The 18,151-nt window shown below is 70.3% G+C and carries 13 protein-coding genes and 5 pseudogenes; 6 read left to right on the forward strand and 12 right to left on the reverse strand.

The window, feature by feature from the left end; all coding sequences use genetic code 11:
• The 4 genes and pseudogenes from ADK41_RS26660 to ADK41_RS26675 form a co-directional block, all read right to left on the reverse strand.
• Positions 1 to 448: pseudogene (locus ADK41_RS26660) on the reverse strand (glycoside hydrolase family 3 N-terminal domain-containing protein); the annotation flags it as partial.
• A 199-nt stretch (positions 449 to 647) separates the two neighbouring features.
• Positions 648 to 1,544: a carbohydrate ABC transporter permease gene (locus ADK41_RS26665; protein ID WP_030834738.1), complete on the reverse strand. Its 897-nt coding sequence runs from the start codon at positions 1,542 to 1,544 to the stop codon at positions 648 to 650.
• Position 1,545: 1 nt separating this feature from the next.
• The gene (locus tag ADK41_RS26670) at positions 1,546 to 2,448 is read right to left on the reverse strand and encodes a carbohydrate ABC transporter permease (RefSeq protein ID WP_030834741.1); all 903 of its coding nucleotides are present in this window, start codon (positions 2,446 to 2,448) and stop codon (positions 1,546 to 1,548) included.
• The gene (locus tag ADK41_RS26675; protein ID WP_030834745.1) at positions 2,445 to 3,755 is read right to left on the reverse strand and encodes an extracellular solute-binding protein; all 1,311 of its coding nucleotides are present in this window, start codon (positions 3,753 to 3,755) and stop codon (positions 2,445 to 2,447) included. The genes ADK41_RS26670 and ADK41_RS26675 overlap by 4 nt, the downstream gene beginning before the upstream one ends.
• A 483-nt stretch (positions 3,756 to 4,238) precedes the next feature.
• On the opposite strand from ADK41_RS26675, the gene ADK41_RS26680 reads away from it, so the two are divergent.
• Entirely contained in the window at positions 4,239 to 5,267 is a 1,029-nt protein-coding gene (locus tag ADK41_RS26680) for a LacI family DNA-binding transcriptional regulator (RefSeq protein ID WP_030834750.1), read from the forward strand.
• Between the two features lie 100 nt (positions 5,268 to 5,367).
• On the opposite strand, the gene ADK41_RS26685 is transcribed toward ADK41_RS26680, so the two are convergent.
• From ADK41_RS26685 to ADK41_RS26700, 5 genes and pseudogenes are all read right to left on the reverse strand, one after another.
• Positions 5,368 to 6,351, reverse strand: a complete 984-nt coding sequence (locus ADK41_RS26685; protein WP_030834753.1) for a phosphotransferase family protein — start codon at positions 6,349 to 6,351, stop codon at positions 5,368 to 5,370.
• 480 nt (positions 6,352 to 6,831) lie between these two features.
• Positions 6,832 to 7,086: pseudogene (locus ADK41_RS43480) on the reverse strand (pyridine nucleotide-disulfide oxidoreductase); the annotation flags it as partial.
• Between the two features lie 33 nt (positions 7,087 to 7,119).
• A complete protein-coding gene (locus ADK41_RS26690) occupies positions 7,120 to 7,344 on the reverse strand; it encodes a hypothetical protein (RefSeq protein ID WP_030834757.1) in 225 nt (74 codons plus the stop codon).
• A gap of 291 nt (positions 7,345 to 7,635) precedes the next feature.
• Positions 7,636 to 8,793, reverse strand: coding sequence for a serine hydrolase domain-containing protein (locus tag ADK41_RS26695; RefSeq protein WP_030834760.1), 1,158 nt, complete (start codon positions 8,791 to 8,793; stop codon positions 7,636 to 7,638).
• Positions 8,794 to 8,827: 34 nt separating this feature from the next.
• On the reverse strand, positions 8,828 to 9,919 hold the full coding sequence (locus ADK41_RS26700) for an alpha/beta hydrolase (RefSeq protein WP_030834763.1): 1,092 nt from the start codon (positions 9,917 to 9,919) through the stop codon (positions 8,828 to 8,830).
• 160 nt (positions 9,920 to 10,079) lie between these two features.
• Here ADK41_RS26700 and ADK41_RS26705 point away from each other — a divergent pair, with 160 nt between their 5' ends.
• Complete coding sequence (locus ADK41_RS26705; protein WP_030834766.1) at positions 10,080 to 12,485, forward strand: helix-turn-helix domain-containing protein; 2,406 nt, start codon at positions 10,080 to 10,082, stop codon at positions 12,483 to 12,485.
• 72 nt (positions 12,486 to 12,557) lie between these two features.
• On the opposite strand, the pseudogene ADK41_RS43485 reads toward ADK41_RS26705, so the two are convergent.
• From ADK41_RS43485 to ADK41_RS26715, 3 genes and pseudogenes are all read right to left on the reverse strand, one after another.
• Positions 12,558 to 12,860: pseudogene (locus ADK41_RS43485) on the reverse strand (MFS transporter); the annotation flags it as partial.
• A pseudogene (locus tag ADK41_RS26710) lies at positions 12,857 to 13,527 on the reverse strand (ArsR/SmtB family transcription factor). The pseudogenes ADK41_RS43485 and ADK41_RS26710, both read right to left, overlap by 4 nt.
• Before the next feature lie 730 nt (positions 13,528 to 14,257).
• Positions 14,258 to 14,788, reverse strand: coding sequence for an IS630 family transposase (locus ADK41_RS26715; protein ID WP_051843532.1), 531 nt, complete (start codon positions 14,786 to 14,788; stop codon positions 14,258 to 14,260).
• A gap of 664 nt (positions 14,789 to 15,452) precedes the next feature.
• Between ADK41_RS26715 and ADK41_RS44110 the strand changes: the two are divergent.
• The 4 genes and pseudogenes from ADK41_RS44110 to ADK41_RS26730 form a co-directional block, all read left to right on the forward strand.
• A pseudogene (locus tag ADK41_RS44110) lies at positions 15,453 to 16,062 on the forward strand (ABC transporter); the annotation flags it as partial.
• Between the two features lie 107 nt (positions 16,063 to 16,169).
• Entirely contained in the window at positions 16,170 to 16,349 is a 180-nt protein-coding gene (locus ADK41_RS41165) for a hypothetical protein (protein ID WP_030834775.1), read from the forward strand.
• On the forward strand, positions 16,346 to 17,389 hold the full coding sequence (locus ADK41_RS26725; protein ID WP_030834777.1) for a GNAT family N-acetyltransferase: 1,044 nt from the start codon (positions 16,346 to 16,348) through the stop codon (positions 17,387 to 17,389). The genes ADK41_RS41165 and ADK41_RS26725 overlap by 4 nt, the downstream gene beginning before the upstream one ends.
• The gene (locus tag ADK41_RS26730; protein WP_030834780.1) at positions 17,386 to 18,036 is read left to right on the forward strand and encodes a M15 family metallopeptidase; all 651 of its coding nucleotides are present in this window, start codon (positions 17,386 to 17,388) and stop codon (positions 18,034 to 18,036) included. The genes ADK41_RS26725 and ADK41_RS26730 overlap by 4 nt, the downstream gene beginning before the upstream one ends.
• Positions 18,037 to 18,151: the final 115 nt, after the last annotated feature.

Raw genomic sequence — 18,151 nt, forward strand, 5'->3', positions numbered from 1 at the left:
GCACCACGTCGGGGTCGAAGGTGGCGCCCCAGGACAGCGGGACGGGATAGGCGGTGGCGCCCCAGGCGGCGAAACCGGCCAGACACTCCTCGTGCGCGAGAGCGGGGATGCCGAAGCGGTTCGTGGCGGCGATCCGGCTCTGGGTGCGGGCCAGGGAGAGCGCGCCCAGGGCGGGGTCGACCGGGATGGTGCCGAAGGGGCGGGTCAGCTGGCCCAGTCCGGCGGGCAGGAGCGCGTCGAGGTCGACGGCCTCCTCCATGTCGTGCTGGTGCGGGGCGACTTCGCCGCCGTTGACGGACGCGCCGACCCACACGCCGTACAGCTGCGCGATCTTCTCCTCGAGGGTCATCGCGCCGATGAGCGCGTCGACTCTCACGGTGGCGGAGACGGTGGGGTCGTTCCAGAGGGAGCTTGCGGAGGTGTTCTCTGCAGCCACGTCGGCGTTCACTTTCCTCCCACGCCCGTCGGACCCTGGACCAGGGCGGGACGGGCGAACCGGTGGACGAGTAGGACTCGGGGCGGGACGGACCGCGTCCGGCCTCCGGCATCGGCCCGGATCCGCTTCGCGGCCTTCCGGGGGCCGGTCCCGCAGCTCATGGGAGCGTCCGGGGTCACGGGCCGGCCGCCGGTCACGGCGTCTGCGTCGGTCAACGGCTGAACCCCGCGGTCAGACCGCTCAGCAGCTGGCGGCGGCCGAAGGCGTACAGCGCCAGGACGGGCAGTGTGGTGAGGACGACGGCGGCGAGCACGGCGGGGACATTGACCCCGTACTGGCCCTGGAAGGTCCACAGGGCGAGCGGCAGGGTCCGTCGGTCCGGGCTCTGGGTGAGGACCAGCGGCAGCAGGAAACCGTTCCAGATGGTCAGGGCGTTGAAGACGGTCACGGTGAGAACGGCCGGCCGGGTGAGCGGTGCCGCCAGCCGCCACAGCGTCGTCCATTCGGTGGCGCCGTCGACCCGCATCGAGTCGAACAGCTCCTTGGGCACGTCACGGATGAAGTTGGCGAGCACCAGCACGGAGAGCGGGATGGCGAAGGCGATCGACGGGAGGATCAGCGCCGGCAGACTGTCGTACAGGTGCAGTTTGATGATGATCAGGTAGACCGGGATCACCGTCGCCTGCAGCGGGATGGCCAGGCCCATGAGGAACAGCCCGTTCATGGCACGGAGGGCCCGCATGCGCCAGCCGCGGACGATCGCGTAGGCGGCCATGAAGGAGAACACGACCGCCGGCAGCACGGCGCCGACGGTCACCACGACGCTGTTCGCGAAGTAGCGCAGGAAGTCGGACTCGATGACCAGCCGGTAGTTCTCCAGTGTCGGGTCGCTCGACGGCACCAGCGGGTTGCTCGCGTAGTAGCGGCTGCGGTCCTTGAGGCTGGTGATGAGGGTCCAGTACAGGGGCACGGCCACGACGGCGAGCCAGAGCCATCCGGCCAGGCCCCCGGCCCAGTTGCGCCGGCGGGCCGCCGGGCGGGAGTGGCGTCGCCCCTCACGGTGGGTGGCCTTCTGCGGTCGTCGCGTCCTGGTCGGCGTGGTGGTCACGTCAGGCCCCCTCGAGTTGGCTCGCGCCGGCGTCCCGGCCTCCGAGGCGGCGCAGCAGCAGGGCGAGGGCGAGACCCACGAGGACCAGGATGACCGCGATGGCGCTGGCAGGCCCCATCAGGCCGGCCTGGAACCCCCGCTTGTACATGTCCAGTGCGAGGACCCGGGTGGCGTCGCCGGGGCCGCCCTCGGTCAGGACGAAGATGAGGTCGAAGAAGGTCAGCGACCCGACGACCATCAGCGTGGACGAGGTGATGACGGTGTGTTTCAGCTGGGGCAGCGTGATGCCGAAGAACTGCCGGATCCGTCCGGCTCCGTCCAACTGCGCCGCCTCGTAGAGGGACTTCGGGATCTGCTGGACGCCGCCCTGGTAGATCAGGGAGTGGAACGGGATGAACTGCCAGGAGACGACGAAGACGACGACCCCGAACGCGAGCCCGGGCCGCCCCAGCCAGTCCTGGCTGAGCGTCTGGATCCCCAGCCCGGCGCCGAGTCCGAAGTTGGGGTCCAGCAGGGCCTCGTAGGCGATCGCGATCGCCGCGGAGCTGAGCATCAGCGGGACGAAGTACACCACGCCCAGCACCGCGCGGTAGCGCTGGCGGCCCGCCAGGAACGTGCCGAGCAGGATGCTCAGCGGCGTCTGCACGACCCAGGACACGGCCATCACCAGAAACGTCACCCAGAGGGCGTGCGGCAGCCCGGGATCGGTGAGCACCGCACGCCAGCTGGTCAGTCCCGAGGGGCGGATGGCGCCGATCCCGTCCCAGGTGGTGAAACTCAGCGCGAAGACACCGACGAGCGGAACCACGGCGAAACCGACGAAGACCAACAGCGCCGGCGCCGCCAGCCACGGCAGGATGCTGCGCGGTTCGCGACGCCGCGGCAGGCCGATGAGCGAGCTCATGCGCCGGTGACCGCGTTGAGGTTGCGGGCGAACTGCTGTGGTGGGATCGACAGTTGGAACAGCTTGACGATGTTGTCCAGCAGGGTCTCGGCGGCCGTCGGACTGAGTGCCTGGTCCCAGGACTGGACGAACACCTTGGCCTTGCTGGCGATGTCGTACGTGAACTGGAGGAAGTCGGCGTTCTCGGAGGCGGCCAGCAGTTTCTCCGTGCCCAGCCTGATCGGAACCGACCCGTTGCCGATCCACTTCCTCACCTCCTCCTCCTGGAGGACGCCCGTGGCGAAGAAGTCCTTCGCGACCTTCTTCTCCTCGGCACCGGCCTTCGAGGAGATGGACAGGTACTGGGCGGGATTGCCGACGGTGTCGCTCTGATCGCCCTTGCCGCCCTCGACGGGCGGGAAGGTCATGTAGCCCAGTGAGCCGCTGGAGACGAGGTCTCCTCCGTCGGCCTGCTGGATGCCGTACGACCAGGCGCCGTGCAGCATCATGGCGGCCCTGCCGGTGTACAGCAGCGCCTGATCGGCGTGGGAGTCCGCGGTGATCGAGGAGAAGCCCTTGACGAACCCGTCGGCCTTGACCAAGTCCTGCAGTTTGGTCAGTGCCGTGATGGCGTCCGGGTGGGACCATGCGTTCTTCTCGCCTTCGATGGCGGCCTGGAAGACCTCGGGACCACCGATGCGGTCGAACAGGAACTCCAGCCACATCATGTTCGTCCACCGGGACTGGCCGCCGAGGGCGAACGGCGCTATGCCCTTCGCGTTGAACTTGGGCACCAGCGCCATGATGTCGTCCCAGGACTCCGGTGGTTCCACACGGGCCTGGTCGAAGACCTTCCTGTTGTAATAGAGGATGATCGGCTGCACGGTCTCGCACGGCATCGCGTAGATCTTGCCGTCGACGGTCGCCGCGCCGAACGAGGACGGGAACAGCCCTCTCTTGAGGTCGGAGTGCTCGTCGAACCACGAGGTGAGGTCCTCGACCTGGCCCGCTTCCGCGTAGGCGCGCAGCGTCCCGCCGCCCCAGCCCCAGATGACGGTGGGCGCCTGCCCGGCGCCGATGGCGGTCTTGATCTTCGTCTTGTACGCGTCGTTCTGGAAGGTCGTGTCGTCGATCCGCTCGTCGGGGTGGGCCTTGTTGAACGCGTCCACGGCGCCGGCCCTGACGCCTTCCTGCGGTTGTCCGTTCAGGTACCAGTACGTGGCACCACCACTCCTGCCGGGTCCTGACGAACCACCGCAGGCCGTCAGCGCCGCGGTGACCGGCACGGAGGCCGCCAGGCCGAGGAGGGTACGTCGAGAGAGCGCCATGATTTTCTCCGCACTCGAGAGCCGTCGGCTTCTCGTGAGTCATGGTGAAAGGTTTTCGAAAATCACTTCTTCTAGCTCTGATCGTGCAAGCTAGGTTTCGAGCTGATGCGCTGTCAAGACGCGTGCAGTCATGCTGCAGAACGAAGGAGTCCCTCGCATTACCAGCGTCTCGGTGCCCCCTGGAGAACCCTGGCAGGTCCCGAAACGATTTCGAAAAAGGCCGGTCGAGGGTGAGGGTGACGCGGTGGCTGCAGGCTGGCACACTGTCGGTGCAGGTCATGCCGGACCGTCGGGTCCGGGTGCCGCCCTCGCCGGAGCGGGTGGACGCCTTCCTGGCTGAGGCGACACCGGCGCGCCGCCGCGGAGTGCGGAGCGAGCACGGCGGACGGACCGCGTCCGCCGGTACGGTTGACGGGATCCGTCCGCGTGGCCGGCCCGACCGGCGGGTAACCCCGCCGGTGGGCCTACAGCTGAGAGGAACCGATGCGCCCGAACGCCAGACGCACCACTTTGGCGGACATCGCCCAAGCGGCTGGGGTCTCCGTCGCGACCGTGTCCAAAGTGGTCAACGGCCGCGGTGACGTGGCGCCGCACACCCGCATCCGTGTGCAGGAGCTGCTGCATCAGCACGATTACCTCGCGCCCGTGTTCCGGCACACCGAGGTCGTCGAGAACCCGACCATCGAGGTGCAGTTCAAGGGCGACCTCAAGTCGTACGTCGCGGAGACCCTGGAGGGAATCGTCGACTCGGCCGCCGAATCGGGAGCCTCGGTGGTGGTCAGCAAGGCGTCCAGCGCCCCGCACTGGGCCCGGGACCTGGTCTCGGCCGGGCGCCGCGCCGTCATCGCGGTCACCAGCGTGTACACCACGGCGCACCTGAACGAACTGGCCCGGTCCGGGCTGCCGCTGGTCGTGCTGGACCCACTGCACCTGCCGGACAGTCGGGTCAACAGCGTCGGGGCGACCAACTTCGCCGGCGGTCTGGCAGCGACCCGGCACCTGCTCTCCCTGGGCCACCGCCGCGTCGCCTATCTCGGCGGACCGGCCATGGCCGTCTGCAACCAGGCACGCATGCACGGCTACCGCGCCGCCATGGAGGCCGAAGGAGCGCAGGTACCGGACGCCTACGTCCGGCCCGGGGAATTCACGTACGAGACCGGCTTGCTCGGCGCCACGGCGCTGCTGAACCTGGAAGAACCCCCTACGGCAGTCTTCGCGGGCAACGACGAGATCGCCCTCGGCGTCGTCGAGACCGCTCGCGCTCGAGGCCTGCGCGTTCCCGAAGACCTGAGCGTGGTCGGCTTCGACGACACGAGCCTCGCCCAGATGGCCTCACCGCCCCTGACCACCGTGCGCCAGCCGCTCCGGGAGATGGGGGCGGCCGCCCTGCGCACCGCCCTCCGCCTGGCCAACGGCGAGAAGGTCGAGTCCCACCACATCGAACTCGCCACCGAACTCGTGGTACGCGCCTCGACGGCACCGCCCCGCGAGGAAACCTCGACGCACAGGTGAGCGCAGGTGAAGGACCATGGGGGTTCAGCAACCGCATGCCGTTGCCGGTCCAGAACCACTCCGCGCGGAGCTTCCCTGTTCGCAGGCCGTCGAACCGGCTTCAGGCATAGCGCGCGAAGAGGGCCTGGAGGTATCCCTCCAACCGCCTGGTCAGCCGGGTGGGGGTCAGATCGGCACGGCCCACCTCGCGCCACGGGACGGCGACCTTCTCGGCATCCGGGGCAAAGGCCAAGGCATCCAGCAGACGCCAGTAGAGATGGGCGGCGCGGTCTTCGGCCGGCGTTCCTCCCGCCGCGACGTAGCGCTCGGCGAAGTCCATGCCCGCGGAGACTCCGTGCAGCAGAGCCAGGGCCGTCGAGCAGTGGGCCACGTCCAGGTCGGCCGGCCCCCAGGAGGTCTCCACCCAGTCGACGACACCACTGATCCGCAGACCGTCGCCGTCGCCCGCGAAGAGGACATTGCCGGGATGGAAGTCCCGGTGCAGGAAGCAGGCCCGGTACGCCGGGGGTTCGCGGCGGATCACGTCCACGGCCCGTTGCCACAGCTCGGGCCGGTCGGTGGTTTCGGGCGGGCGCACCCGCTCGGGAGAGGTCCACGCCTGATACGCGCGCGGCCGTGCCTCGGCGGTCACCGGCAGCCGGTGGATGCGCAGCAACTGCCGGGCCAGCAGCTCGGCGCGCCGGTCGGCTCCCTCATCGCCCAGGCGCACGGCCCCGGGCAACAAGGTCATCAGCAAAGAGGGGTGATCGCAGTGCTGAGCTGTCGGGTCCGCGGCCACCAGCGTGGCCGCGGGCACATCCGTGCCGCCGAGCAGGCGCAGAACGGCTGCCTCGCGGGCCAGCAGGCTCTCCGCGTGCCGCGCGTAGAAGGGCTTGACGAAAGACCGCAGGACCAATGAGCGTCGACCGTCCGGCCCGCAGACGTCCAGGCGGCGCATCTCCGACGTCCAGCCGCCACGCAACCGCGCGACGTCTTCGATGCGTTCCGCCTCGGACAGCTCCTTCTCCACCCAGGCCCGCGTCGCGCCCCAGCCCCGGTCCCCAAGATCTGCGCCGACGTGCCCGGCCCCCTCGCCCGCAACCATGGAGGCAGGCTATCGATCCTCATCGGCGGATGCGTCTGTCCCCACGTGCGACTCTTGACGATTACTCCACCGGATGCCGCTGACAAGCCTCCTGTTCGTCAGCGAGGCTCCAAACGGCCCGCGCGGAGTCTCCTGCGCGCCGGCACACCGGTGGCGGCCGGCCTGATACAGCAGCAGGCCGCCACCCGCACATTCCGAGATCGGTTGAGATGCGGGTTCTGATGATGCCGGCGTTCGTCGACGGGAGTTCAGGTGTGTGCCGTGGTGTCGGCGGCCGCCAGGCGGATGCCGACCGGGAAGGCGCGGGTCGTGTTGGCTTCCACGTTGTTCGATGTGCTGGGAACCGAGTGGTTCTGCGTGGCCGCGGTCCGAGGCCTGGAGGAGTCGGACGTATGGACACGGCTGGGTGCCGCTGACCCGGGTCCGCCGCCCCGGTGTCCCATCGGCGGTGTGGCTGAGCACTTCGGCCCGGACAGTTGGGCGGTGCCGGGCCTGCTCCAGGCTCGTGACGTCCGGCAGGGCTTCCATGGCGCGTGGATCGCGTGCGCCGGTTTCCACGGCTTTGTCGACGAAGCGTGCGCGGAGACGTTCGACGCTGTTGGGGCGGGTGTCACTGGCTCCCGGATACCGGGCGTCCTGGCCGACGGCCAGGTCCCGGGCGGCGGCCACCGGTCGTACGGCAGCGCGCTGGAGACGACGGGCGAGGCCCGGCTGTCCTGGCTCTGTGGTACTGAGCACGGGTGTTTCGTGGAGCCGGCGGTCCGTCGCCTACCGCCGGCACGAGGCGATGATCAGGAGCAGCAGGAGTGTGATCCCGATCATCGGGAGGCAGCTGACGGCTTCGGGATTCTTCCGGTTGATCTCGACGCTGCCGCCCGGGACGAGTCGGGGATGGCGGTCGGCATAGTGGGCGACCGAGAGATCCTCGGCCTCGGACTCGGTGGTCCACCGTGTGGAGAAACCACATTCACCGCACCGGTAGCGGTATGCCATGTCGGCTCCTTGATGCCGCAGGTAGGGGTGGAGGGGTGGTACCACGCCCGCCTCGGCGTGGCACGGAGAAGGGGCCGGAGGGCCGGCCGGTGAGGGGCCGTCATCAACGACCGGCCCGGGAGCGGCCTTGGTAGGGCGCCGTCCGCGCGGTGCCCGGTCATCAAAAAAGCGGGGCAGGGCCTGGCCGGTTGACACCGGGAGCCGGGGGTTGAGGGGCGAGAGCCGGGGCGGGGAGCGGCCCGGCCGGGCCGTTCCCCGCCCCGTGCCGTTCTGCGCGGGGCGGACGTGGAGTCAGGGGCGCTGCGCCGCGTCCTCGCACAGAGCCGTGTCCAGGAGTTCGTGCAGTTGGTCGTCCGGTGGGTTGAGCAGGAACAGGGCGTTGGTCATGACGGATGCGTGCCGGCCGTTCTCGGCGACCATGGTCTGCGACATGTAGCCGGGCACCCCGCCGCTGTGGCCCCAGGCCACGATGCCGCAGGACAGCTCCTTCCTGCCGATGCCGAGGCCGAAGCTGACACCGGGTCCGGCTTCCCGCACCTTCTGCATCTCGGCCAGGCCCGCGGCCGAGACGACCCTGCCCGCGAGCAGCGCCCGGTAGAAGGTGGTGAGATCCTCCAGCGTCGAGATCATTGCCGCCGCGCTGCTGTAGAGGGACGGGTCGTAGGTGAGGGCGGGCCTCCAGAAGTAGAAGATCCCGGCGCGTGCGCCGTGATAGCCGTTGACGGCCGGGGCGGGCAGCGCGCGGTCGCCGGGGGCGGGGAAGACGGTCCGGCTCAGGCCCAGCGGTTCGATGACGCGCCTGGTGACGGCCTCGTGTACCGGCTGTCCCGTCACTTTCTCCACAAGCATGCCGAGGACCAGGTAGTTGGTGTTGGAGTACGTGAAACCGGTCCCGGGTGCGGAGACCGGTGCATAGCTCAGCCCCTTGCGCACCGACTCGGCCAGGTCGTACGTGCCATCCGGGTTGGATGTCGGCGTCTCGGTGATCGGATAGGGGTTGTACGCCGCGAGGCCGCTGGTGTGCTGGAGCAGCTGGCGCACGGTGATGCGGGTGCCGTCGTAGCCGTTGCCGGTGACCACGCCGGGCAGGTGGTCCGCGATGGCTGCGTCCAGCGAGACCTTGCCCTCGTCGACCAGTTGCAACACCACCGCCGCGGTGAAGGTCTTGGTCTGGCTGCCGATGCGGAAGTGCTCGTCCGGCTGGATGGGCCGGTCGCTGTTGAAGGTGCCCGTACCGGCCGACAGCGTCCAGGATTCGCCGGCGGCCCCGGCGTGGATCGCGGCGCCCGGGCCCGCGTTCGCCTGGAACGCCTTGAGCGCTGCGAGTGTGGCGGTGTGGTCGTCCTCGGCCGTTCGGGCATGCGCCGTCGGGGCCGCCGGCGTCAGCATTGCCGCGCACACGGCGCCGACCACGAGGGAGAGTTTCGTCCTGTTCCGTTTGAACATCATGGTGTCCACTCCTTGGAGAAGGGTCATTGCGACGTCAGTTCGTTCCCGCTGCCTCGAAGGCGGTTTCCAGGCGCGGGACGTAGTCCGCGAACGCGGGGGCCCAGCAGCCGTAGTGGTGGCCGCCGTCGCAACCGGGTGAGAGCGATGCCCCGTTGCCGTAGTCGACGAGCCGGCTGGGGATGCCGAGCCGGTCCAGACGGGCCTTGACGGTGGTGGCGGCAGTCGCGGTGTGGGTGTCGATCAGGCCCCGGTCCCCGGTGTAGAGCGTGACCTCGGTGTCGTGGAGCTTGGACAGGTTGGCCGGAGCGGCGGGATCGTAGGCGTTCCAGAGGCGGTCGGCACCCAAAAAGGGGTAGGGCGAGCCGAAGACCGCGTCGCTGTCGACGTACGGGCCGTAGCCGGTGCACTCGCCGGTGCCGGACGGACTGGAGGAACTGCTCACCGCGCACCAGGCGCCCGTGAGGTTGAGCTCTGTGGCCAGGACCGCCGCGCGAACCTCTGCCATGGCGAAGTCGATCCCGCCGGACAGCGAAGCGGTGTGGCCGAACAGGTCGGGTCGGGCCTGGGCGTAGTGCAGCGCGCCGGAGCCGCCCATGGACAGGCCGACGACCGCCCGGTGCGCTCGGTCGGGAACGGTGCGCAGGTTGGCGTCGATGTAGGGGATGACCTGTTCCAGGTGGAAGGTCTCCCACCTGGCCGCTCCCACCGCGGTGTGCTGCATCAGCCAGTCGGTGTACCAGCCCCTGAGGCCGCCGTCCGGGACGACGGTGATCATCCCGTCGGAGCGCAGGGCGGGGGCGCCCACCGCGTCGTTCACGCTGCCGCCGCCTCCGTGCAAGAAGTACGTGACGGGCCACCGCTTGCCCGGGTCGGCGGCATACCCACGGGGCAGGAAGACGCGGATCTTGTGCGGGCCGGACACCTGCGGTGTGGTCACGGTGATCGTGAAGTCGGTGCTGGAGTGCACCTCGGTCGCATCGGCGACCTCCGTCAGGCCGAAGCCGTCGGTGAAGTCGGGGACGGCCGGTGTGTCCGCCCGGGCGACGGGGCCGATGAGAGCGGTCGGTACCAGGGCCGCGAGCAGTACGCCGATGGCGCGAAGGCGGCGAGGCGTCAGAGATCTCAACCTGGCGTCTCCTCTGTGTGGTGGGACCGGCGAGGCCGCCGGCTCGACAACGGTGGCGTTCGCGCAGCTCGGGGAACAGGCCAGGAGACCGGCCATGCGTGACCGGTCGTCACGCTACGCTCCAGCTGGCCTTTGATACCGTGCGAGGTGGGAGCCCGGATTGACGGACGAATTAGGTGTGCTTCTACGCCAGTTGCGTAAGCGCGCTCGCCTCACGCAGGAGCAGTTGGCGGAGCGGTCCACGGTGAGTGTGCGCACCATTCGCAGGCTGGAGACGGGCAGGTCCACCGACCACCGGCTGAGCACACTGCACCTGCTGGCGGACGCCCTCGAAGTCGGGAAGGAGGAACGGCGGCAGCTCACGGACACCCTGGGCGCGGCGCAGCAAGGAGTGGCCGTCGAGCCGCCGGAACCGGCACCGGCCGAATCACCACGGCCGGCACCGATCACACCGGCCGGTCCACCGGTCGGCGGGCTCGCCGACGCCGCTGCCTCACTGGCCCGTGAGGTCCGGCGCCGCTGGCAGCGCGAGGAGGGGCACCGCCGCGTCCACGATCCTTTTCCGCTCCCCGTGCGATGGCAGCCGGTTCCGGCCGAGTTGATGGACCGCCCGGAGAACATCCAGCGCCTGCAACCGGGAGCCACACCCCGGGGTTTGAATCTGAACGGCGACCTGCGGAGCGTGGTCGAGACCTACCGGAGCATCGCCTCCAGGAGACTGGTGGTACTCGGCCGGGCAGGCTCCGGAAAGTCGGTGCTGGCCATCAAGTTCGCCCTCGACCTCCTCGCGGCCCCCGCCGCTCCGGCCCGGGTGCCGGTGATCTTCAGCATCGGGCCGTGGGACCCGACCACCACCACGTTGCGCGACCTCCTGGTCGACCGGCTCCTACGGGATCATCCGCACCTGGCCCGCCAGGTCCCCAGCGGCTCGACGCTGGCCGCCGCACTGGTCGACGCCGACCTGATACTGCCGGTCCTGGACGGGTTCGACGAGATCGCGGAAGCCCTGCGCGCGGCGGCGCTCGAAACGCTCAACGCGACCTCCCTTCCACTGGTCCTGACCAGCCGCCGGGACGAGTACGCTCGTGCGGTCCGCGCGGTGCACGCACCGTTGGTGTGGGCCGCCGGCATCGAACTCACCGACCTCACCGTCGAGGACCTCGCCTCCTATCTCCCCCGGACCGACCGGCTCGGCGGCGAGGGCGGTGGCGTGGGCGTGTGGGATGCCGTCCTGGAACGGCTGCGGGTCCGTGACGCGCCGGCGAGCACCCGGCTCGCCGAGGTACTGCGCACCCCTTTGATGGTCGTTCTGGCGCGGACGATGTACAGCGAGGCGCCCGGGAAGGACCCGGCGGAGCTGCTCGACACCGCACGCTTCCCCACCGCGAGCCACCTCGAAGAACACCTGCTGGCAGGCTTCGTACCCACGGTCTACCGGCACCGCGCTCCCGAGCGGGTCGACGCCGGCCGCGGGCAACGGAACCGGGACCCGGACCAGGCCCAGCGCTGGCTCGGTTATCTGGCGCACGGTCTGATCCGGGGCGCGCACGAGCAACAGGACCTCGCCTGGTGGCGGCTCGGTCAGAACCTGCGGCTCTCCACACGCGTCCTGCACACCGTGCTGGTCTCCGCGCTGTGCATGACCATGGCCACCTGGCTCGTGCAGCTGCTCGCCATCGCCTCCGGGCACGTCGAGCCGGCCGGGCTCGGACCGGCCTTGTTGTACGGGCTGCTGGTCGGGGTTTTCTCCGGCGCCGCCTTCGGCGTCACGTACTTCGCGCTGGACGTGTTCGGCCGAACCGCCGCCGTTCCGTCCCGGGTGCGGCTCAGACTGTCCGCCGCGGACCGTCGGGCCGGGCAAAGACCCGTACGCGCGTTCTTCACCCGTTTCAAGTTCATGCTGCTGGGGGGTTCGGTGCTGGGAATCGGGTACTCCTGGGCGGTCGCCCTGGTGAGTGTGCTGGACAGCGAGCTCGCCCTGTCGCACACGGAACTGATGAAGATCGTGCTCATCAACACGCTGCTCTATGGGCTGATCATCGGCCTGACGGCCGGGCTGGTCTTCGGGCTCCTGGCGGCGTTCGAAGCACCCATGGACATCACCGCCGCGGCCACGCCGATCCGACTGCTGTCCGTCAACCGTACGACGGCGGGCCGACAGCTCCTCGTGCTCGTTCCGGCACTCGGTCTCGGAGTCGTCCTGTGCGGGTACGCCGTGGTCCACCTGTTCCGGGGACTGCTGGGAACACTGCTCTGGCCGCTGCAGGAAGCTGTTCTCCTCGGGGCGGCCGGGGGGCTGGGCGGGGCGACGTCCTACGTGCTCGCGTTCACCGCGTGGGGGCAGTGGCTGACACTGTCCCGGGTCTGGCTGCCGATGACGCGCAGACTGCCCTGGGACACGGTCGCCTTCCTGGAGGACGCCTACCATCGGGGTGTGCTGCGCCAAGCCGGCGCCGTCTATCAGTTCCGCCACATCCGGCTGCAACGGCACCTCGCCCAGTCCTACCGTCACCGGCACACCGACCGCGCACCGGACGGCGCCGGTTTCGCCCGGGAGGTGAAGTGAGCCCCGGCCGCCGGCCGGCGAGCCGGACGCCCACCCTCGATCTTCCGGGCCCCGAGTTGCGACGGACGCCGCCGGCCCCGCGGCGGCGGCGGTCGCGCTGGCCAGATCGGTGGTCCAGGAGACGGCCCGCGGGCCGGTCCGGTCCATCAGCGGCCCGGTGAACGCCTTGACCACCACGTAGGGAGTCATCTCGCAGAAAGCGACCAGTCCGGTCCGGGTGGCGCTCCCGGTGGTGACGAGGACGAACCAGGACAGTGCCACAACGGAGATCCGCGTGCCGGTCAGTGACACCGCCATGGCCGCCAGCACCCCGCCCAGCGGCCGTAAGGACCTCTTGCCGGGTATGCCGCCGGCCTCCGAGGCGTCGCCGTTCACGAGGTCGGGCTCCCTTCCTCCTCCCAAGGGCCGGAAGGGAGCGACGGCGCGGCGGACGCGTCCAGTTCGGGCAGGATCTGCGTGATCACGGCGACCCGTTCGGCGCCCTCGGGGGCACTCGCCGCCGTCTCCGGCGCGTCTCGCCGGTAGCGCGCGACGACGTCCGTCAACTCCCGGTGCGGGGCGGCGGCTTCCTCGGGCGTGAGCCGCAGGGCCCAGTCACTCATGTCGAAGGTGTTCCGCCATGCGGGGGCCATCGTCTGAAGCCCGTTCAAGGTCTGCTGCGTGCGAAGGGTGTAGAGGGCGGCGACGGACTGCAGGTAGGCCAGCGCGGCCTCGGGCTCCCGCTCAGCCAGCTCCGGATCGTTGAACCAGGTCGTCCGGTGCACCGAACGCCACCAGCGCTCACGCGCGTTGCCGCGCTCGGTGTCCTCCTCGACGAAACCCGCCGCGCCGAGCTGCCGGAGGTGGTAGCTGGCCGTACCGGAATTCACACCCAGCCGCTCCGCGAGGCGGGTGGCCGTCGACGGGCCGTACTTCCGCAGCAGCCCGACCAACTGCACGCGCACCGGATGCGCCAGGGCACGCAGCCCTTTGCTTTGGCGTCCAGGACAACCGAGTCCGCTTCACCGTTCGGGCCGCCCGGCCTCTCCCCTGCATCAGCCATGCCCCACACGACAGTCCACGAAGAGTTCTTCGCAAAGAGATCTCCGCGAAGAACTCTTTGCGGTTCAGCTCGCCCGCGAGGGGCCGCTGCTCATAACATCGACCGTTCGATGGACAAGATCGGCGAGTGAGGGCTCACGACCGGATCGGCGCCGGGTCATGCCCACGAAACGGTGCCGGGAAGTCGACGTGCTCAAGAACTCGGGGAGCATCCTTTTCCGTAGGACCTGAGGAGGGCGGCCACTCCAGAACGACGACACCCCCGATCCCCTCTCCCCCGCGCCAGCCGTACGAAGCGGCGGCCTCGGGGGACACGCACGCGCGTCCCCCGAGGGACGGCTGCTCGATCAGCGGATCCACGCGCTCACCGAAACCGGATGCATCCGGATCTTCGCCGACAAGAAGTCCGGCAGGAACGCCGACGCGAGGAACTCAGGTGTTCCTCATCGAGTCCGTCTCCTGACTTCGCGCCCCCCGGTGGAACGGCGACGACCGTGGCCCGGGGCCGCACAGGGCGGGTGTCTCAGGGCGCGGCGCTCTCCGGGGCATGGTCACATTGCTCGACCGGCGGGGATGATCTTCTCGTCAAGGAGCCCGGAAAGAGGCGCTGGTGGGGAGCGCGTCGCTGGTGGTTCAGGGCGCGAAGGCCCGTGTCGGCCGCGAAGGGGCGTGGACGGACGTCGACGGCGATCCAGGAGCGGCCGACGAGGCTGCCGAGGTGGTCCACTGTCTTAGGGCCGACACCGCGGACGGTCCGCAGGGCCGCGCGGTGGGCTGCGTTTACGGACATCCGGACCCACCGGCGCCTCCTGGTCGAGTTCGGTCGGGAACTTCCCGAACTCCTCGGCCCGGTAACGGCGGTGCAGTGAGCCGATCACCTTTCCGGTGGCCGCCTCCAGGGCGGCGAACAGCGTGGCGATACCCGCCCGCGCACAGTCGTGAGTGATCCGCTGCGAGCTCCCCGGCACCCTCGGCGACACCGGGCGGGAACGGCCCAGGGACTGGATCCGGCTCTTCTCGTCCACGCGGAACACCGGCGCCCGCTCGGGCGGATCCGGATACAGACCGACCACGTCGTGCGCCTTGTCGCCGAAGTACGGATCCGTCGACGGCTTGAACGTCTCGGTGCGGTGCGGTTGCCGGCCGAAGGCGCGCCAGATCCGCGACACGGTCGACCGCGGCCGTCCCCTTTCCTCGGCCATGGCCCGCGTCGACCAGTGCGTGGCGTTCTTCGGCGTCGGCTCCGGCGGCTCGGTGACCACTGCGGCGACCTGCTCGTCGGTGAGCGTTCGAGGGGCCGCCCGGGCGTGGCACGTCTCCCCCGTCCGGCGATCCGATGCTCGACGGACCGCTTCCGCCACCGGCCCACCGCATGCGGCGTGGAACGGCACCGCGACCACCCCTCGAACGCGTCCCGTTCCGCATCCGGCAGGATCAACTCGGCCTTCGGCCGCCCAGTACGTGCCACCAGGCGACCCTGTACGTCTGAACAGGATTCCCGACTCGGAGGACTGGAAGCCGACGGCGTGCCCGCGCACCACCGCCGGGCTCCGACGGACGCGGTCCCTCACGCCGAGACCGGGCTGGTGGGCTGCTGCGGACCGACCCCGCGCACGGCAGGGTGGCCGCCCGCGCGAGTGGCCTGGCGCGACGTCAGCACACCGCGCCGGCCCCAGAAGGAATCCGCACGTGTGAAAACCGGGCCCCGATCCGTCTCGGTCGGACTCCGCACAGGGTGATGTCGGCGTTTCGGCCATTTCGAGACCGGCCCACCCCGAGCCGGACCAGGGGTCCTGGGGCCGCAGCGCTCCCTCGCGCATGCGATCACGGGCTCCTCAGCACGGCCGAATGGCATGTGTTCGAAATCGCTGCCGGGTCGTTGGTTCTCACGACTCCGCCTCAGCGACCGTTTCAGGGGGGGGAACGATGACCTCGGCCATCACACAAAAGCAGCCGCCTCGACCACCGAACGGCACCTCGCAGGACGATGAACCGGAGAAGGCCGGTGTTCGAAAGGAGGAGTTCCTCTACCGCGACGCGTCACGGATCCGGGCCGGATCGCCGCTGACCACCTGCACGATGGCGCGGCGCCTGCCCGTGCTCGTGCTGCGTTCGGTTCGGACGGCCTGGCGGGTGGGCCGCGGCGCGGCCATCGGGCTGCTGGTGTGCCAGGTCGGGACGGGCGTGCTCACGGCTCTTGGCCTTCTCGCCGTCACGGGAACGCTCACCACACCGATCTCCTCGGGCGCCCCTCACCGATCGACTGCGGGATGCCGCTCCGCGACTGGTCGTCATCGCCGCGGCCACCGTTCTGCGCGCGCTGCCGGGCATCACCGTGGTCTGGCCGGCCGGGCGTCTGCGCCCGGTTCTCGCCCGGAGGGCGGAGCTGACGATGGTGGAGGCCGCGCTCGGGGCGGAACCGGCCGCCGACGACAGGCCCGGATGCAACGACGCCCACGACATTGCGGATCGCGGCGCCCAGGTCACCCCCGACCTGGTGGAAGAGGCGCAGGACGTGCTCGCGGCGACCGCGACGCCGGCCTCGCCGACGGTGCGGGCGGCCCGCACGAGGCCGGCGATTACGTGGCGGTGACCGGCCCGGAAAGCAGTCGGACCGAACCCTTCGTAAGGGGTTCGAGCCACATGCCCGACGCCTGGGGCGACCGCCCCGGCCGGTTCGACATGGCCCTCGGCGCGGTGAACGGGACCGCCTACGGCACCGCCCACGGTGATCCCGAACCGGTCGAGCGCGATCGGCGGGCTCTCGCCCGGCTGCGCGCTGAACACAACAGTCCGCATTCATCGACAGGAGAAGCCCCGTGAGCCCCGACACCGCACCCGCCGCCACAGCCGAACCGCAGGACACCGCCGCGCGGCCGCCGGTCCGCGCGGCAACGCCCGTTGACGCCGAGGGCATCATCCGGATGCGCTCCGCGTACGTCCTGTCCACGCCCTTGAGCGAGGAATGGATCCGGCGGTGCACGGACGAGCTGGCACCGCGGCTGGCTCCGGCGGGAGACGCACGGGCCTTCGTCATCGACGCGCCGGACGGCTCGATGGCTGCCTGCGCCCTCGGTCTGATCCATCCCGTCCTCCCTGCACCGGCCTGCCCGCGGGGTCTGGCCGCCCGCGTGCACATGGTCGCCACGCATCCGGTTCTCCGGCGTCGCGGCTACGCCCGGGCCGTGGTCTCGGCGCTGCTCGACCACCTCGCCGACGTGGAGCAGGTGACGCTGTTCGAGCTGCACGCCGGCGCGGAGGCAGCCCCGCTCTACCGTGAGCTGGGCTTCACGGGCAGTCCGGCCCTGATGCGGATGACGCGTCCGGAAGCACCCGCCGCTGCGAGCACACCGGCGAGCAGTCCCACCTGGATGCCGCCCGAGCAGTATGCCGAGACGGTGCCGAAGGCCACTTGTTTCGCGTGCTCGTACTTCACCGACGAGGACGACCGTCCGCTCCAGCTGCACTCCGTCTACTCCCCCGCTCATCCCTGGCAGCTGGTGGGCGGAACGATGGACGCGGGGGAACGGCCCTGGGAAACGGCCGTGCGCGAGTGCCGGGAAGAAACCGGCCTGCCCCTGTCCGGACCGTCCCGGCTCCTGGCGGCCGTGTACGGGCTGCCCGGCGCCCAGTGGCCCTACAGCACGATCGGGCTGGTCTTCGACGGCGGCCGGCTCACTCCTGCGCAGATCCGCGGTATCACCCTGAACCCGCAGGAGCACGACGAGGTCCGCGTCCTGTCCCTGGCCAGGTGGAAGGCGCTGATGCCGCCCCGCGACTTCGCGCGCCTGAGCGCGGTGGCAGAGGCCCGCCGTACCGGCGAGGCCGCCTACTTCGGCGCCTGGGACTGGGGGAACGAATGAGCGGCATCGTGCTGATGTCCGACCGCAGGGTGGCCGCGATCGCCCTTCAGGAGTGCGGCGAAAACCTCGTCGACGTCCGCGTGCATGGTGTGAGGGCCGACGACCGCAGACACGACGAGGCCGGGGCCTACGCACACGTCCGGCAAGGGGTCCTCACGCGGCTGCTGCACGCGCGGTCGCTGCTGCCCACCGGCGTGCGGCTGCTGTTCATCGAGGGCTACCGGCCGCTTGCCTTGCAGAGACGGTACTTCGAGGAGTACTCCGGCCGGCTCGCCCGGGCCCATCCGGACTGGCAGGCCGCCGAGCTCCGCGAGGCGGCCGGCCGCTTCGTGTCTCCCCCGGAGATCGCGCCGCACTCCGCCGGCGCGGCCGTCGATGTGACGCTCATCGACCACGCGGGCCGTGAGCTGGACATGGGCACGCGCGTCAACGCCGACCCCGAGGAATCGAACGGCGCCTGCTACACCGACGCCCCCGGGCTCAGCACCCGGGCGCGGACGAACCGGGCCACCCTCAAGGCCGTGCTGTCGGCGGCCGGACTGGTCAACTACCCGACCGAGTGGTGGCACTGGAGCTTCGGCGACCGGTACTGGGCGCTGCAGACCCGGCAGCCTGCCGCCTGCTACGGCCCTGTCGAACCGCCGTGACAGCACACCACCCGGCTTGTGTCGCCCGGACCGGACACGGGGTGCACGAAGGAGCGGACGCCGTAGAACGCCGATCAGGCCAACTCGTGAGCCCCACCGCCCACGCGGTCACCGC

Source organism: Streptomyces caelestis (genome assembly GCF_001279005.1).
GTDB lineage: Bacteria > Actinomycetota > Actinomycetes > Streptomycetales > Streptomycetaceae > Streptomyces > Streptomyces heliomycini.

What these genes read in the sequence shown, in the direction of transcription:
- ADK41_RS26670 (WP_030834741.1), bottom strand. Translation starts at nt 2,448, where the DNA reads ATGAGCTCGCTCATCGGCCTGCCGCGGCGTCGCGAACCGCGCAGCATC.
- ADK41_RS26675 (WP_030834745.1), bottom strand. Translation starts at nt 3,755, where the DNA reads ATGGCGCTCTCTCGACGTACCCTCCTCGGCCTGGCGGCCTCCGTGCCG.
- ADK41_RS26680 (WP_030834750.1), top strand. Translation starts at nt 4,239, where the DNA reads ATGCGCCCGAACGCCAGACGCACCACTTTGGCGGACATCGCCCAAGCG.
- ADK41_RS26685 (WP_030834753.1), bottom strand. Translation starts at nt 6,351, where the DNA reads ATGGTTGCGGGCGAGGGGGCCGGGCACGTCGGCGCAGATCTTGGGGAC.
- ADK41_RS26690 (WP_030834757.1), bottom strand. Translation starts at nt 7,344, where the DNA reads ATGGCATACCGCTACCGGTGCGGTGAATGTGGTTTCTCCACACGGTGG.
- ADK41_RS26695 (WP_030834760.1), bottom strand. Translation starts at nt 8,793, where the DNA reads ATGATGTTCAAACGGAACAGGACGAAACTCTCCCTCGTGGTCGGCGCC.
- ADK41_RS41165 (WP_030834775.1), top strand. Translation starts at nt 16,170, where the DNA reads ATGCCCGACGCCTGGGGCGACCGCCCCGGCCGGTTCGACATGGCCCTC.
- ADK41_RS26730 (WP_030834780.1), top strand. Translation starts at nt 17,386, where the DNA reads ATGAGCGGCATCGTGCTGATGTCCGACCGCAGGGTGGCCGCGATCGCC.